11 protein-coding genes and 1 pseudogene are annotated in these 15,671 nt (G+C 69.3%); 9 read left to right on the top strand and 3 right to left on the bottom strand.

Annotated elements, in window-relative coordinates:
* Positions 1-73: 73 nt before the first annotated feature.
* The 8 genes and pseudogenes from ACFYOB_RS20790 to ACFYOB_RS20825 all read left to right on the top strand — a co-directional run.
* A complete protein-coding gene (locus ACFYOB_RS20790; RefSeq protein ID WP_388561466.1) occupies positions 74-1,609 on the top strand; it encodes a sugar ABC transporter ATP-binding protein in 1,536 nt (511 codons plus the stop codon).
* Positions 1,606-2,652, top strand: a complete 1,047-nt coding sequence (locus ACFYOB_RS20795) for an ABC transporter permease (RefSeq protein WP_363177541.1) — start codon at positions 1,606-1,608, stop codon at positions 2,650-2,652. The genes ACFYOB_RS20790 and ACFYOB_RS20795 overlap by 4 nt, the downstream gene beginning before the upstream one ends.
* Complete coding sequence (gene yjfF / locus ACFYOB_RS20800) at positions 2,649-3,623, top strand: galactofuranose ABC transporter, permease protein YjfF (protein ID WP_388561468.1); 975 nt, start codon at positions 2,649-2,651, stop codon at positions 3,621-3,623. Before ACFYOB_RS20795 ends, yjfF begins: the two co-directional genes overlap by 4 nt.
* Positions 3,624-3,736: 113 nt before the next feature.
* Positions 3,737-5,470: a ribulokinase gene (locus ACFYOB_RS20805; protein WP_388561470.1), complete on the top strand. Its 1,734-nt coding sequence runs from the start codon at positions 3,737-3,739 to the stop codon at positions 5,468-5,470.
* Positions 5,467-6,138, top strand: a complete 672-nt coding sequence (locus ACFYOB_RS20810; RefSeq protein WP_388561472.1) for an L-ribulose-5-phosphate 4-epimerase — start codon at positions 5,467-5,469, stop codon at positions 6,136-6,138. Before ACFYOB_RS20805 ends, ACFYOB_RS20810 begins: the two co-directional genes overlap by 4 nt.
* A gap of 16 nt (positions 6,139-6,154) precedes the next feature.
* The gene (araA, locus tag ACFYOB_RS20815; RefSeq protein ID WP_388561474.1) at positions 6,155-7,666 is read left to right on the top strand and encodes an L-arabinose isomerase; all 1,512 of its coding nucleotides are present in this window, start codon (positions 6,155-6,157) and stop codon (positions 7,664-7,666) included.
* A gap of 97 nt (positions 7,667-7,763) precedes the next feature.
* On the top strand, positions 7,764-8,870 hold the full coding sequence (locus tag ACFYOB_RS20820; protein ID WP_388561476.1) for an aldose epimerase family protein: 1,107 nt from the start codon (positions 7,764-7,766) through the stop codon (positions 8,868-8,870).
* Between the two features lie 52 nt (positions 8,871-8,922).
* Positions 8,923-9,580: pseudogene (locus tag ACFYOB_RS20825) on the top strand (AbfB domain-containing protein); the annotation flags it as partial.
* A 58-nt stretch (positions 9,581-9,638) separates the two neighbouring features.
* On the opposite strand, the gene mmsB reads toward ACFYOB_RS20825, so the two are convergent.
* From mmsB to chvE, 3 genes are all read right to left on the bottom strand, one after another.
* A complete protein-coding gene (gene mmsB, locus ACFYOB_RS20830) occupies positions 9,639-10,892 on the bottom strand; it encodes a multiple monosaccharide ABC transporter permease (RefSeq protein ID WP_388561478.1) in 1,254 nt (417 codons plus the stop codon).
* Between the two features lie 3 nt (positions 10,893-10,895).
* Entirely contained in the window at positions 10,896-12,443 is a 1,548-nt protein-coding gene (gene mmsA, locus ACFYOB_RS20835; RefSeq protein WP_388561480.1) for a multiple monosaccharide ABC transporter ATP-binding protein, read from the bottom strand.
* A gap of 106 nt (positions 12,444-12,549) precedes the next feature.
* Positions 12,550-13,632 (bottom strand): multiple monosaccharide ABC transporter substrate-binding protein, encoded by a 1,083-nt coding sequence (chvE, locus tag ACFYOB_RS20840; RefSeq protein WP_388561948.1) that lies wholly within the window; start codon positions 13,630-13,632, stop codon positions 12,550-12,552.
* Positions 13,633-14,123: 491 nt separating this feature from the next.
* On the opposite strand from chvE, the gene ACFYOB_RS20845 reads away from it, so the two are divergent.
* Positions 14,124-15,554, top strand: a complete 1,431-nt coding sequence (locus ACFYOB_RS20845) for a glycoside hydrolase family 43 protein (RefSeq protein WP_388561482.1) — start codon at positions 14,124-14,126, stop codon at positions 15,552-15,554.
* Positions 15,555-15,671 lie beyond the last annotated feature (117 nt).

Genomic DNA, 15,671 nt, shown 5'->3' on the forward strand with positions numbered 1-15,671 from the left:
CCGACCCGGTGACCAGGGGCTACCCGGATCCGACCCGGCCGGCCCCGGTCGCGACCACGAGAGGAGGGGGCGCATGCCTGCGCGCCGTGCACAGCAACCGGTCCTGGAAGTACACGGGATCCGCAAGGAGTTCCCGGGCGTGGTGGCGCTGGACGGGGTCGACTTCCGGCTCTTCCCCGGCGAGGTGCACGCCCTGATGGGTGAGAACGGCGCCGGCAAGTCCACGCTGATCAAGGTGCTCACCGGCGTCTACGCGTCGGACGGCGGCGAGGTCGTGCTGAGCGGCCGGCCCGTGCACATCCCCGGCCCGCTGCAGGCGCAGCAGGCCGGGATCAGCACGGTGTACCAGGAGGTCAACCTCTGCCTGAACCTGTCGGTCGCGGAGAACATCTTCATCGGCCGTGAACCGCGCCGCCTCGGACTCATCCACTGGTCGGCCCTCCGTCGCCGCGCCGCAGAGCTGGTCGCCGACCTCGACCTGGACATCGACGTCACCGCCCCACTGGGCAGCTACTCGATCGCGGTCCAGCAACTGGTCGCGATCGTCCGAGCGGTGGACGTCTCGGCCAAGGTGCTGATCCTGGACGAGCCGACCTCCAGCCTGGACCGCGACGAGGTGCGGCAACTGTTCGCGGTGATACGCCGGTTGCGCGACCAGGGCGTGGCGATCCTGTTCGTCTCGCACTTCCTGGACCAGATCTACGAGATCTGCGACCGGATGACCGTCCTGCGCAACGGCAAGCTGGAGGGCGAGTACCCGATCAGTGAGTTGAGCCAGGTCGAACTGGTCGCCCGCATGATCGGCGGCGAACTGAGGAGCCTGGAGGAGCTGTCGGGCACCACTCGTCACGAGCCCGCCGCCGAAGCCGGAACCACGCCGTTCCTGAGCGCCGACGGCCTGGGTCGCACCGGCGCGATCGAGCCGTACGACCTCACCATCCAGCCCGGTGAAGTCGTCGGCCTTGCCGGGTTGTTGGGGTCAGGGCGTACGGAGGCGGCCCGCCTGCTGTTCGGTGCCGACCGCAGTTCCCAGGGCTCGGTGCGGATCGAGGACGCCCCCGTCGCGCTGCGCACGCCGCGCGCCGCGATCTCGTACGGGATCGCCTTCTGCTCGGAGGACCGCAAGAACGAGGGTCTGGTGGCGGAGTTGACGGTACGCGAGAACATCATCCTGGCCTTGCAGGCGGCCCGCGGCTGGACGCGTCCGCTCTCCCGCTCCAAGCAGGACGAGATCGCGCTGCGCTGGATCCGGTCACTGGACATCCGCCCGGACAACCCCGAGGCGCTGGTGCGCCATCTCAGCGGCGGCAACCAGCAGAAGGTACTGCTGGCTCGCTGGCTGATCACCGACCCCAAGCTGTTGATCCTCGACGAGCCGACCCGGGGCATCGACATCGGCGCCAAGGCCGAAATCCAGAAGTTGGTGGCCGCGCTGGCCCGGGACGGCATGTCGGTGCTGTTCATCTCGGCGGAGCTGGAGGAAGTTCTGCGGCTCAGCCACCGGGTGGGCGTGCTGCGGGACCGCCGGCTGGTCGCCGAGCTGCCGAACGACGGATCGCTCACTCCCGAGCGCATCATGGCGACGATCGCGAGCGGAGCCCGGTCATGACCAAGCACCGCCTCTTCTGGCCCGCCACCGTGCTCGCGGCCCTGCTGCTGGCCAACGTGCTGTTCACTCCGGACTTCTTCGCGATCCGGGTCAAGGACGGGCACCTGTACGGGAGCCTGATCGACATCCTCCACTTCGGCGCCCCGCTGATCCTGGTGGCGCTGGGCATGACGCTGGTCATCGCGACCAGCGGCATCGACCTCTCGGTCGGCTCCACCGTCGCCATCGCGGGCGCGCTGGCCTGCCTGCACATCAGCGGCGCGGCCGATCCGGCAAGCCCCGGCACGGTGTTCGGCGCCGTCGCCATCGCCCTGGCGGTGGCCCTCGTCCTGGGGCTGATCAACGGCGTACTGGTGGCGGGGGTCGGTGTCCAGCCGATCATCGCCACCCTCATCCTGATGGTGGCCGGACGCGGTGTCGCCCAGCTGGTGACGGACGGCCAGATCGTCACCGTCACCAGCGAGCCCTACAAGCTGATCGGCGGCGGTTACTGGCTCACCATGCCGTTCGCGATCCTGCTCGCGGTCGTGGTGGTGCTGCTGACGTCGCTGCTGACCCGGCGTACGGCGCTCGGGCTGCTGCTGGAGTCGGTCGGCGGCAACCCGGTCGCCAGCCGCCTGGTCGGCATCCGGGCGATGGGCCTGATATGCCTGGTGTACGTCTTCAGCGCGCTGTGCGCCGCGGTCGCCGGGCTCATGATCAGCTCGAACGTCTCCAGTGCGGACGGCAACAACGCCGGGCTCTGGATCGAGCTGGACGCCATCCTCGCCGTGGTGGTCGGCGGCACCGCGCTGACCGGCGGGCGGTTCTCGCTCGGCGGCACGGTGATCGGTGCGCTGATCATCCAGACCCTGTCCACCACCGTCTACACCATCGGCATCCCGCCGGAGACCACCCTGGTCTTCAAAGCCTTCGTGGTGATCGCGGTCTGCCTGATCCAGTCACCCGCCTTCCGGGCCAAGGCCGCGCGCCGACGGGCCCGGACCGGGCGCGGCACCAGGCCGCGTCCGCTGACGACAGAGAACACGGAGGTGGGGGCATGAGCGCGATCACGGCAGCGCGTGGCCTCGCGTACATCCCGCTGCTGGTCACATCAGCCCTGCTGATATCGATGTTCGGTGCCGGATCCGTCCAGTACGACGGATTCTTCTCCGGGCAGGTGCTGCTCAACCTGCTCATCGACAACGCCTTCCTGCTGGTGGTCGCCATCGGGATGACCTTCGTGGTGCTGACCGGAGGGATCGACCTGTCGGTCGGCGCGATGGTCGCACTGTCGACGATGATCTCCGCCTGGCTGGTGGAACAGCACGGCTGGCCGCCGTTGCTGGTGATCCCGCTGGTCCTGGCGGTGGGGACGGGTGCCGGGCTCGCGATGGGATGGGTGATCCACTCCTTCGAGATCCAACCGTTCATCGTGACGCTCGCCGGCATGTTCCTGGCCCGTGGCCTCTGCTACACGATCAGCATCGACTCGATCTCCCTCACCGACCCGGCCTACACGGCCTTCGCCCAGACCCGGATCCCCCTGCCCGGCGACCTGTTCGTCTCGCCGAGTGTTCTGATCGCGGTAGGTGTGCTGGTGATCGCATTCGCGGTCCTGCACTACACACGGCTGGGCCGGAACGTGTACGCGCTGGGCGGCAGCGAGCAGTCGGCCCGGCTGATGGGGCTCCCGGCCGGGCGGACGAAGATGGCCGTGTACGCCGTCAGCGGCTTCTGCTCGGCGCTCGGGGGGGTATTGCTGACCTTTTACATGCTCTCCGGCTACGGGCTCCACGCGGTGGGCCTGGAGCTGGACGCGATTGCGGCCGTGGTGATCGGCGGGACGCTCCTGACCGGAGGGTCCGGATACCTGCTGGGGACCGCGCTGGGGGTGCTCGTGCTGGGCCTGATCCAGACCGTCATCAGCTTCCAGGGCACGCTCAGCTCATGGTGGACCAGGATCGTGGTCGGCGGCCTGCTGTTCGTCTTCATCCTGCTCCAGCGCCTGATCGCAGGCCGTCGCAAGGTCTGATCGGCTGAAGGCGAGCCCGCCCTTGACCAGCCAATTGTTAGCGCTAACCATCGCCGGACGATGCCCCGGCGGCATCGCTGCGCCCTCTCGGGGCTCCGTACGAAGGATGTGAAGTGACCGTGACCCCTCCCCCCCAGACCGCGGAGAGCCATGTCGTGGGTGTCGACTTCGGCACTCTCTCCGGCCGGGCCGTGGTGGTCCGCGTACGCGACGGCCAGGAGGTCGGCTCCGCCGTCCACGTGTACCCGCACGGCGTCATCGAGCGTGAACTCCCCACCACCGGTCAGCCCCTGCCGCCCGACTGGGCCCTCCAGCACCCCGAGGACTGGCGCGAGGTGCTGCGCACCGCCGTCCCCGCCGCAGTGGCCGCGAGCGGCATCGACCCGGCCGCCGTCATCGGCATCGCCACCGACTTCACCGCCTGCACCGTGCTCCCCGTACGGGCCGACGGCACCCCGCTCGCCGAGACCGCGCTGGGCGTTCGCCCGCACGCCTGGCCCAAGCTCTGGAAGCACCACGCGGCCCAGGGCCAGGCCGACCGCATCAACCACCTCGCCCACCTGCGCGCCGAGAAGTGGATCTCCCGCTACGGCGGCAAGATCTCCGCCGAATGGCAGTACGCCAAGGCGCTCCAGGTACTCGAGGAGGACCCGGACACCTACGCCGCCACCGAGCGCTGGATCGAGGCCGCGGACTGGATCGTCTGGCAGCTCGCAGGCGTCGAAACCCGCAACACCTGCACGGCGGGATACAAGGGCATCCACCAGGACGGCCACTACCCCAGCGAGGACTACCTCGCCGCCCTGCACCCCGATTTCGCCGACTTCGCGCGCACCCGGCTGGAACATCCGCTGTCGCCGCTGGGATCCCGGGCCGGCTCCCTCACCGCCGAGGCCGCCGCCTGGACCGGGCTGCCCGAGGGCATCGCCGTCGCCACCGGCAACGTCGACGCCCATGTCGCCGCCCCTGCCGCCCAGGCCGTCGAGAACGGCCAGCTGCTCGCCATCATGGGCACCTCCACCTGCCACGTCGTCAACGGCCCCGCCCTCGCCGACGTCCCCGGAATCTGCGGAGTCGTCGACGGCGGCATCGTGGAGGGCGCCTACGGCTACGAGGCCGGGCAGAGCGCGGTCGGCGACATCTTCGCCTGGTGGCTGCGCCAAGGCGTGCCGACCCACTACCGCGCAGAGGCCGAAGCCACCGGCGAGGACCTGCACCAACTGCTGTCCCGCAAGATCGCCGACCAGCCCGTCGGCGGCCACGGCCTGGTCGCCCTCGACTGGATGAACGGAAACCGCTCCACCCTCGTCGACCACCACCTCTCCGGGGTCATCGTCGGCCTCACCCTCACCACGCGCCCCGAGGAGATCTACCGCGCCCTGCTGGAAGCCACCGCCTTCGGCACCCGCACCATCATCGACGCCCTGGAGCAGGGCGGCGTCCCCGTCACGGAGTTCATCGTGACCGGCGGGCTGAAGAAGAACCCCCTGCTCATGCGGATCTACGCCGACGTGCTGCGCCGGCCCGTCTCCCTCGCCGAGTCCGCCCAGGGCCCCGCCCTCGGCTCCGCCATCCACGCCGCCGTCGCCGCCGGCGCGCACCCTGACGTACGCACCGCCGCGGCCGCCATGGGCCGCGTACGCCGCGGAGTCCACCAACCGGACACCGCGCGCGCCGACGCCTACGACCGCCTCTACGCCGAGTACCGCACCCTGCACGACCACTTCGGCACCGGCCCCGACAAGCTCCTCCACCGCCTCCGCGCCATCCGCAACGCGGCGCTCACCGCCCCGCGAACCGACCCCGAGGCCACCCCGGCCGCCCAGAAGAGCGAGGTCCGACCATGAGTTCCCCGATCGATCTGCTGCGCCGCCAGGTCAGCGACCTCCACCAGGAGCTGGTCCGCTACGACCTCGTCGTCTGGACGGCAGGCAACGTCTCCGCCCGCCTCCCCGGCGAGGACCTGATGGTCATCAAGCCGAGCGGCGTCTCGTACGACGAGCTGACGCCCCGGAACATGGTCCTCTGCGACCTGGACGGCAAGGTCGTCGAGGGCGACCAGTCCCCGTCCTCGGACACCGCCGCGCACGCCTACGTCTACCGCCACATGCCCGAGGTCGGCGGAGTGGTGCACACCCACTCGACGTACGCGAGCGCCTGGGCCGCGCGCGGAGAGGCCGTGCCCTGCGTACTGACCGCCATGGCCGACGAGTTCGGCGCCGCGATCCCCGTCGGCCCCTTCGCGCTGATCGGCGACGACTCCATCGGCCGGGGCATCGTCGAGACCCTCCGGGGCCACCGCTCGCCGGCCGTCCTGATGAAGAGCCACGGCGTCTTCACCATCGGCAAGGACGCCAAGGCCGCCGTCAAGGCCGCCGTGATGTGCGAGGACGTCGCCCGCACCGTCCACATCTCCCGCCAGCTCGGCGAACCCCTGCCGATAGCGCAGGCCGACATCGACCGCCTCAACCACCGCTACCAGAACGTGTACGGCCAGCAGCCCGCTGCCCGCTAAGGAGACCCACGCCCCCATGAAGGCACAGAAGGCAATCCAGGGCCGCGAAGTCTGGTTCCTGACCGGCAGCCAAGGGCTGTACGGCGACGACACCTTGCGTCAGGTCGCAGAGCAGTCCCGCCGGATCGCCGACGCACTCGGCGACTGCGGCATCCCGGTGGACATCGTCTGGAAGCCCGTACTCACCGACGCCGGCGCGATCCGGCGGGTCTGCCTGGACGCCAACGCGGACGACACCTGCATCGGACTCATCGCCTGGATGCACACCTTCTCCCCGGCGAAGATGTGGATCGCAGGCCTGGACGCCCTGCGCAAGCCGTTGCTCCACCTGCACACCCAGGCCGATGCCGCACTGCCCTGGGCGTCGATCGACATGGACTTCATGAACCTGAACCAAGCGGCCCACGGGGACCGCGAGTTCGGCTACATCCAGTCCCGGCTCGGCGTCGCACGCAAGACCGTCGCCGGACACGTCAGCGACCCCTCGGTCGCTGCCCGGATCACCTCCTGGGCCCGGGCCGCGGCAGGCCGCTCCGAGCTGCAGAGCCTCAAGCTGGCGCGATTCGGCGACAACATGCGCGACGTCGCCGTGACCGAGGGCGACAAGGTCGAGGCCCAACTCCGCTTCGGCGTCTCGGTCAACACGTACGGCGTCAACGATCTGGTCTCAGCCGTCGACGCGGCCGCCGACGCCGGCGTGACCGAACTGGTCAAGGAGTACGAGGACACCTACCGCCTCGCGCCCGAACTCCGCGCGGACGGGGACCGGCACGACTCACTGCGCTACGCCGCGCGCATCGAACTCGGCCTGCGCGGATTCCTGACGGACGGCGGCTTCCACGCCTTCACCACCAACTTCGAAGACCTCGGCGGCCTGCGCCAGCTACCCGGCCTGGCTGTGCAGCGGCTGATGGCCGACGGCTACGGATTCGGCGGCGAGGGCGACTGGAAGACCTCCGTCCTGCTGCGCACGCTCAAAGTGATGTCCACCGGGCTGCAGGGCGGCACCTCCTTCATGGAGGACTACACCTACCACCTGGAGCCGGGACGGGAGTTGATCCTCGGCGCGCACATGCTGGAGGTCTGCCCGACCATCGCATCGGACGTGCCGTCCTGCGAGATCCACCCCTTGGGCATCGGGGGCCGCGAGGACCCGGTCCGCCTCGTCTTCGACGCCCGGACCGGTCCCGCCGTCGTGGTCGGGCTGGCCGACATGGGCGACCGGTTCCGCCTGGTCGCCAACGAGATCGACGTGGTCGAGCCCCTCGAACCGCTGCCGAACCTCCCCGTCGCGCGCGCCGTCTGGCAGCCGCGCCCGAACCTGCGCACCTCGACCGAGGCGTGGCTGACCGCCGGCGCGCCCCACCACACCGTGCTGTCCAGCGCGATCGGGACCGAGGAGCTGGGCGACCTCGCCGACATCCTCGCCACCGAGCTGCTGGTCATCGACGCGGACACCACGATCCGCCGGTTCACCAAGGAGCTCCGCTGGAACCAGGCCTACCACCGCCTGGCCCACGGCTTCTGACGCAGACGGCGGGCGGGGGGGGCCTCCCGGGCCGCCGCCCTTTCGGTCCTCCCGCACCCGCCCCCGTCCGTCCCCAGAATCGGAGTGACGAACAGCCATGCCCGACGCGCCCACCCGCCTCGACGACGGTTCCCTGACGGTCCGCCGCGAGCCGTACGCGACCCTCCCGGACGGGCGGGTCGTCGACCGCTGGGCCTTCGGCTCCGAGGGCGCCGTCATGGCGGAAGCGCTCAGCCTCGGCGCCCGGCTCCAGGCGCTGTACACACCGGACCGGGACGGGCACCGCGCCAACATCGTGCTGGGCGGCGCGAGCGTGGCGGACATGCTCGGCGAGGCGAAGTACTTCGGGGCAACGGTCGGCCGCTACGCGAACCGGATCGCAGGCGGCGAACTGCCCGTCGAGGGCGCCGTCCACCAGCTGCGGACCCAGGGAAACGGCCACACCCTGCACGGCGGCCCCGAAGGCTTCGACGCGCGCATCTGGGACGCCACAGAGGTGCGCGAGCCGAGCCGCGTCGGCGTCCGCTTCACGCTGCACAGCCCGGACGGCGACCAGGGCTTTCCCGGCGCGCTCACCGTCCAGGTGACCTATCTGCTGGACCGTGCGGGTTCGCTCACACTCGCGTACGAGGCCGCCACCGACGCGCCCACGGTGGTCAACCTGACCAACCACGCCTACTTCAACCTGGCCGGCGAGGGCAGCGGCACCATCCTCGACCACGTGCTGCAGGTCGACGCGGACCAGTACACGCCCGTGGACGGGGAGTTGATCCCGTACGGCCGGCACTTCCCGGTCGAGGGCACCCCGTTCGACCTCACCGAGCCGCGCCCGGTCGGCGAGCGGATCACGGCCGACCACCCGCAGCTGACCCTGGCCGGCGGAGGCTACGACCACAACTGGGTGCTCCGTCCGCACGCGGGCCAGGGCCCGCGGCAGGTGGCGGTACTGGCGCACCGCGCCAGCGGCAGACGGATGGAGTGCCTGACCACAGAGCCCGGCCTGCAGATCTACACCGGGAACCTCTTCGACGGCTCGCTGACAGGCCCGGGCGGCGCACCGTACCGGGCCTTCGCCGGGATCGCGCTGGAAACCCAGCACTTCCCCGACTCCCCGCACCGCCCATTCTTCCCCTCCACCGTCCTGCGCCCGGGGGATGAGTACCGCTCGACCACCGTCTACCGGTTCTCGGTGGACCCCGGCTGACCCGGCGGCGCCCGCCGCGCCCCACCGTGCGCGGTCACGCCGCCCAGGAGGGGACCCAGCTTCCTGGACGAAGAGCCCGACGCCGGTCTTCACCAGCAACACGGCAACCGGCCAGTACGGCCCGGGTCACAACCAGTTCACCACGTTCGAAGACGGCAAGAACGACGTCATCGTCCACCACGACCGCAACTACAGCGACATCACGGGGGATCCGCTGGACGACCCCAACCGCCGCACCCGCGTCCAGAAGCTGTACCGGAACTCCGACGGCACGCCTCGGCATCCCGGTCGCGGACGGCGCCACGCGCGTGCGGCTCTCCTCGTACAACGATCCCGACCACTACGTCCGCCAATGGGACTTCCGGGCGAAGCTGGAGGCGGACGTCACCAACCTGCCGGCCGGACTCGCAGTTCCGCACCGTGGCCGGGCCGTCCGGCACCGGCACCGTCTCGCTGGAGTCCGTCAACTTCCCCGGCTACTACCTGCACAGCAGGAACGGTGAGGTCTGGTTCGAGAAGACCGACGGCACGACCGGTTTCAAGGACAGCGCCGCCCTCTACCAGCGCGCCGGCCGCGCGGACCCGGCGGGGTCTCCTACGAGTCGTACGGCGCCGCGGGCCGGTACTTGCGGCACTACGACTTCCTGCTCCACGTCCAGCCCGTCGCCACCACCCTCGCCAAGGGCGACGCCACCTTCTACCGGCAGTGACGCCCCGGTCCGGCCGCACGCCCCCGCAGGGATGCGGCCGGACCGGGGCGGAACCGGTTCAGGAGCCGGCCTTGCGCTTGTTGTAGACGTCGAAACCGACTGCGGCCAGCAGCACCAGGCCCTTGATGACCTGCTGGTAGTCGGTGCCGATACCGACCAGCGACATACCGTTGTTGAGCACGCCGAGCACCAGGCCGCCGATGAGGGCGCCGAGCACCGTGCCGACGCCGCCGGAGGCCGAGGCGCCACCGATGAACGCGGCGGCGATCGCCTCCAGTTCGAAGTTGATACCTGCCTGCGGCGTACCCGCGTTGAGACGCGCCGCGAAGACCATGCCGGCCAGGGCGGCCAGCACACCCATGTTGACGAAGGCGAGGAAGACGACGCGCTTGCTCTTGACGCCCGACAGCTTCGCCGCGGCCTCGTTGCCGCCGATCGCGTAGGTGTGGCGGCCCAGGATGGAGTTGCGCATCACGTAGCCGAAGGCGACCAGCAGCACGCCGAGGATCAGCAGCACGATCGGGAAGCCGTGGTAGCTCGCCAGCAGCAGGGTGAACACCAGTACCGCGGCGCCGATGGCGCCCAGCTTGGCCAGGAAGAAGCCGAGCGGGAGCAGGTCGAGGCCGTAGCGGGCGGCCTGCCGTCGGCCGCGGACCTCCTGGAGGACCGCCACCACGAGCACGACGAGCCCCAGCAGCAGGGTGAGGTTGTGGTAGTCGGTCTGCGGGCCGACCTCCGGCAGGAAGCCGCTGCTGATCTCCTGGAAGCCCTTGGGGAAGGGAGCCACCGACTGGCCGTGCAGCACGATCTGCGTCCCGCCGCGGAACAGCAGCATGCCGGCCAGCGTGACGATGAAGGACGGGATGCCGACGTACGCGATCCAGAACCCCTGCCAGGCACCGGCGGCCGCGCCGATCAGCAGGGCGGCGGTCAGTGCGAGCGGCCACGGCACGTCGTGCTTGACCATCATGACGGCCGCGGCGGCTCCGACGAAGGCGGCCAGCGAACCGACCGAGAGGTCGATGTGGCCGGCGATGATCACGATCATCATGCCGATGGCCAGGATCAGGATGTAGCTGTTCTGCTGGATCAGGTTGGTGACGTTGAGGGGCTGGAGCAGGATGCCGTCGGTCCAGATCTGGAACACCACGACGATCAGCGCGAGCGCGACCAGCATGCCGTACTGGCGCACGTTGCCGCGTAGCGCCCGCACCAGCAGGGGACCGATGCCGCCACCGCCGCCGGGCTGGGCGGGCAGGGCCGTCTTGAGGTCCGTGGTGCCCGGGGTGTCCGTGGTCTCTGTCTGGGCCATGCCTTACACCTGCTCGTTCTCGGTCGCAGCGCTCACGGTCATGAGGCGCATGAGTGATTCCTGGGTCGCGTCCGCACGGTCCACCTCACCGGTGAGCCGGCCCTCGGCCATCGCGTAGATGCGGTCGCACATGCCGAGCAGCTCGGGGAGTTCGGAGGAGATGATCAGCACCGCCTTGCCCTGGGCCGCGAGTTCGGCGATGACGGTGTAGATCTCGGCCTTGGCGCCGATGTCGATGCCCCGGGTGGGTTCGTCGAGGATCAGTACGTCCGGCTCGGAGAAGATCCACTTGCTGAGGACGACCTTCTGCTGGTTGCCGCCGCTGAGCTTCCCGGTCTCCGCGAACACCGAAGGGGCCTTGATGTTCATGGTCTTGCGAAAGGACTCCGCGACCCGGGTCTCCTCGTGCTCGTTCACCCACCCGCGCCGAGCGACCTTGCCGAGCGCGCTCAGCGAGATGTTGCGACTGATGTCGTCCATCAGGTTCAGCCCGAGGTGCTTGCGGTCCTCGGTGACGTACGCGATGCCGTGACCGATCGCCTCCGGGACGGTGCGCGTGCTGATCTCCTCGCCGCCCAGCAGCACCCGGCCACCGGTACAGCGCCCGTACGAGCGGCCGAAGACGCTCATCGCGAGCTCGGTGCGGCCCGCGCCCATCAGGCCGGCGATGCCGACGATCTCGCCGCGCCGCACTTCGAGCGACACGCCGTCGACGACCTTGCGCTGATGGTCGATCGGGTGGTGGACGGTCCAGTCCTCGACGGCGAAGGCGACCTCGCCCGGCTCGGGGGTGCGCTCGGGGTAGCGGTGCTCCAGATCGCGGCCGACCATGCCCCGGATGATCCGGTCCTCGGAGATGCCCTCGGCGCCGACCGCGAGGGTCTCGATGGTCCGGCCGTCGCGCAGGATCGTGACGGAGTCGGCGACCTGGGCGATCTCGCCCAGCTTGTGCGAGATGAGGATGCAGGAGATGCCCTGAGCCTTGAGTTCCAGGATGAGGTCGAGCAGCTTGCGGCTGTCCTCACCGTTCAGGGCGGCCGTGGGCTCGTCCAGGATCAGCAGCTTGACCTCCTTGGCGAGCGCCTTGGCGATCTCGATCAGCTGCTGCTTGCCCACGCCGATGTCGGCGACCCGGGTGTGCGGGCTCTCGTCCAGCCCGACCCGCCTCAGTAGCGACTTGGCGTGGGTGAGCGTGGTGCTCCAGCTGATGATGCCCCGGGTGGCGTGCTCGTTGCCGAGGAAGATGTTCTCCGCGATGGAGAGGTACGGCACCAGGGCGAGTTCCTGGTGGATGATCACGATGCCGCGCTGTTCGCTGGCCCGGATGTCCTTGAAGGCGCAGGACTCGCCCTGGAAAAGGATCTCGCCCTCGTAGGAGCCGTGCGGGTGGACCCCGCTGAGCACCTTCATCAGGGTGGACTTCCCGGCGCCGTTCTCACCGCAGACGGCGTGGACCTCGCCGGGGGCGACGCTCAGGGTGACGTCGGAGAGCGCCTGGACACCGGGGAAGGACTTGCTGATCGAACGCATCTCGAGGACGGGTCCGGCCATGGTGGTGCATCCGTTCGACAGGGGCGGTACGGGCGGGGGCCTGTCAGGTCGACTGCCCCGCCCGTACGCGCCCGGCTCTGGTGCGGCCCTGCGTTGAGGCCCGTGGCTACTTGAGCTGGTCGGCGGTGTACAGCCCGCCGTCGACCAGCACCTTCTGGTAGTTCTCCTTGTCGACGCTGACCGGCTGCAGCAGGTACGCCGGGACGATCTTGACCCCGTTGTCGTACTGCTTGGTGTCGTTGACCTCGGGCTGGCCGCCGGTGAGCAGGGCGTCGCCCATCTGGACCGCGACCTTGGCCAGTTCGCGGGTGTCCTTGTAGACGGTCTGGGTCTGCTCGCCCGCGATGACGGACTTCACCGAGGCCAGCTCGGCGTCCTGGCCGGTGACGATCGGCAGGGCCTTGCCCGAGCTGCCGTAGCCGACGCCCTTGAGGGAGGACAGGATGCCGATGGAGATGCCGTCGTAGGGGGAGAGCACCGCGTCGACGCCGGCCGATGTGTACGACTTGCTCAGCAGGTTGTCCATCCGGGATTGTGCGACACCGCCGTCCCAGCGCAGCGTGCCGACCTGGCTGAGGCTGGTCTGGCCGCTCTGGACGACCAGCTTCTTCTGGTCGATGTACGGCTGGAGCACGCTCATCGCGCCCTGGAAGAAGAAGGTGGCGTTGTTGTCGTCCGGCGAGCCGGCGAACAGCTCGATGTTGAACGGGCCCTTGCCGCTCGCGAGACCCAGCTTGTCGACGATGTAACTGCCCTGCAGGACACCGACCTTGAAGTTGTCGAAGGTGGCGTAGCAGTCGACGTTCCCGGTGCCGCGGATCAGGCGGTCGTACGAGATCACCGGGATCTTGGCATCGGAGGCCTTCTGGAGGACGTTCGTGAGCGAGGAGCCGTCGATGGCGGCCACCACCAGCAGCTTGGCGCCCTTCGTGATCATGTTTTCGATCTGGGAGACCTGGTTCTCGACGACGTTGTCGCCGTACTGCAGGTCGGTCTTGTAGCCCTTGGCCTGGAACTGCTTGACCATGTTGTCGCCGTCGTTGATCCAGCGCTCCGACGACTTGGTGGGCATCGCGATGCCGACGAGGCCACCCTTGGCGTTACCGCCGCTTGCGCCGTCGCCCGCACCGTTGGCGCTCTGGCCGCAGGCTGTCAGGGCCAACGTGAGGCCCGCAGCAGCGAGGCCCATCGAAAGCTTGCGCACTATTCCTCCAGTGGTATGCCGCGATCGCCGCGACCTCGGCAGGGGCCTCGGATCGGGTCGAGCGGGGTCGAGCACCGGCCCGGGGTGGAGGGGGCCGGGTTCGATCGGGGTCGGTACGGCCGACCGGGCGGCGGGGCGATTGAACCCCGCTGGAGGCCCCGGTGGGTGCCGCTCTGGGCTGGCGTTACATGAGTGTTAACGCTCACAGAAACCGCGTCAAGGGCCCGGAGATCACCGTTGGATATAGCGCGGGGCAAGCGGAGACGCGGTCGACGACGGGGCTTGACCGCTGAATTGTTAGCGTTAACAATACGTTTCTACGTAGCTCTCCGCTCTCCCTGCTCAAGGCAGACCACCTGCAAACCGTCCCGATGAACACCGTCGGGAAGTGAACCAAGCCGAAGAGCAGGCCCTTGCATCCCGATCTGGGCACTTTTCGCCCGGTGGCGGCCTTTGCGGAACGACAGGAGACGTACATGTCCGCGCTTCGCGCCCGGCTGTCGGCGTTACTGCTCGCCGCCTGCCTGCTCTTCACATCCCAAGCCTTGATCACACCGGACCGGGCGGCCGCCGCCGACCCGGGCTACCTGATGTTGCACTTCACCGGGGAGGGGGCGGCCGGTCAGCAGATGTACCTCGCGCACAGCACGGACGGCCTCCACTGGAACGACCTCAACGGCGGAGTACCGATCCTGGGCTCCACGATCGGCACGAAGGGGGTGCGTGACCCCGCACTGGTGAGATCCCCCGGCGGTGACAAGTACTGGATCATTGCCACCGACCTGTGCATCAGCTGCGGGCAGAACTGGGAGGACGCCGTGAACAACGGCAGCCGCGACCTGGTGGTGTGGGAGTCGACGGACCTGGTCACCTGGTCGCAGCCGTGGCTGCTCAACGTCGCCGGCGCAATCCCCGACGGGCGCAACGCCTGGGCGCCGGAAGCGATCTGGAACCCCGAGACCAACGACTACGTCCTTTACTGGGCGACGAACAAGCCCGTCAACGGCGTGAAGAAGCACCGCATCTTCTACGCCCGCACCAGCGACTTCCGCTCCATCACCACCCCGCAGACCTACATCGAGCGCCCCGGCATGCAGGAAATCATCGACACCCAGATCGTCGAGATGCCGGACGGCGTCGGCAGCCACCGCTACGTGCGGGCCTCCGGCGACGGCCAGATCACCCTCGAGGGCAGCAACTCGATCCTCGGCACCTGGACGAACCTTGGCGACCTCTCCGGCATCGGCCTCACCGGCTCCCAGGTCGAGGGCCCGATGTGGATGAAGTTCCGCGACCGCGACGAGTGGGCGCTCTACCTCGACCAGTACTCCTCCGGACGCGGTTACATGCCGGTCACGACGACCAACCCCTCCGCCCCCGGCACCTACCGGGTTCCGGCGTCGGGCAGCTACAACATGGGCGCCCTCAAGAAGCGCCACGGCTCGATCCTGAACCTGACGGCCGCCGAGGAGTCCCGCGTCCTCGCCCGCTGGAGCGACATCCCGGCCAAGCGGCTCCAGTCGTACGACTTCCAGGACCGGTACGTGCGGCATGTCGGCTTCGACGTGCGCATCGACCAGAACATCACCGGCCCGGACGCCCAGTTCCGGCTGCGGCCCGGCCTGGCGGGCACGGGAACCGTCTCCTTCGAGTCGGTGAACTACCGCGGGTACTTCCTGCGGCACACCGGATACGACTTCCAGCTGGTCCGCAACGACGGCACCGCCCAGTTCGCCGCGGACGCCACGTTCCGCCAGGTCCCCGGCCTCGCCGATGCCGCCTGGTCCTCGTTCCAGTCGTACAACCACCCCGACCGCCATATCCGCCACTACGCCTACCAGCTCCGCCTCGACCCCATCACCACCGCGACAGGACGCGGCGACGCCACCTTCCGCGTGACGAACTGACCCGACGCCGACAAGGACGTGCCGCACCGGCTCCGGCCAGGCGGGCTGCGCTCGCGCACCAGCCCGGCCTCGTCCAGGGCGTACGGGTTCTGTGGCTGACCGTGGGCAGGCTGATGA

The organism is Streptomyces sp. NPDC006463, assembly GCF_042870715.1.
Taxonomy (GTDB): Bacteria; Actinomycetota; Actinomycetes; order Streptomycetales; family Streptomycetaceae; genus Streptomyces.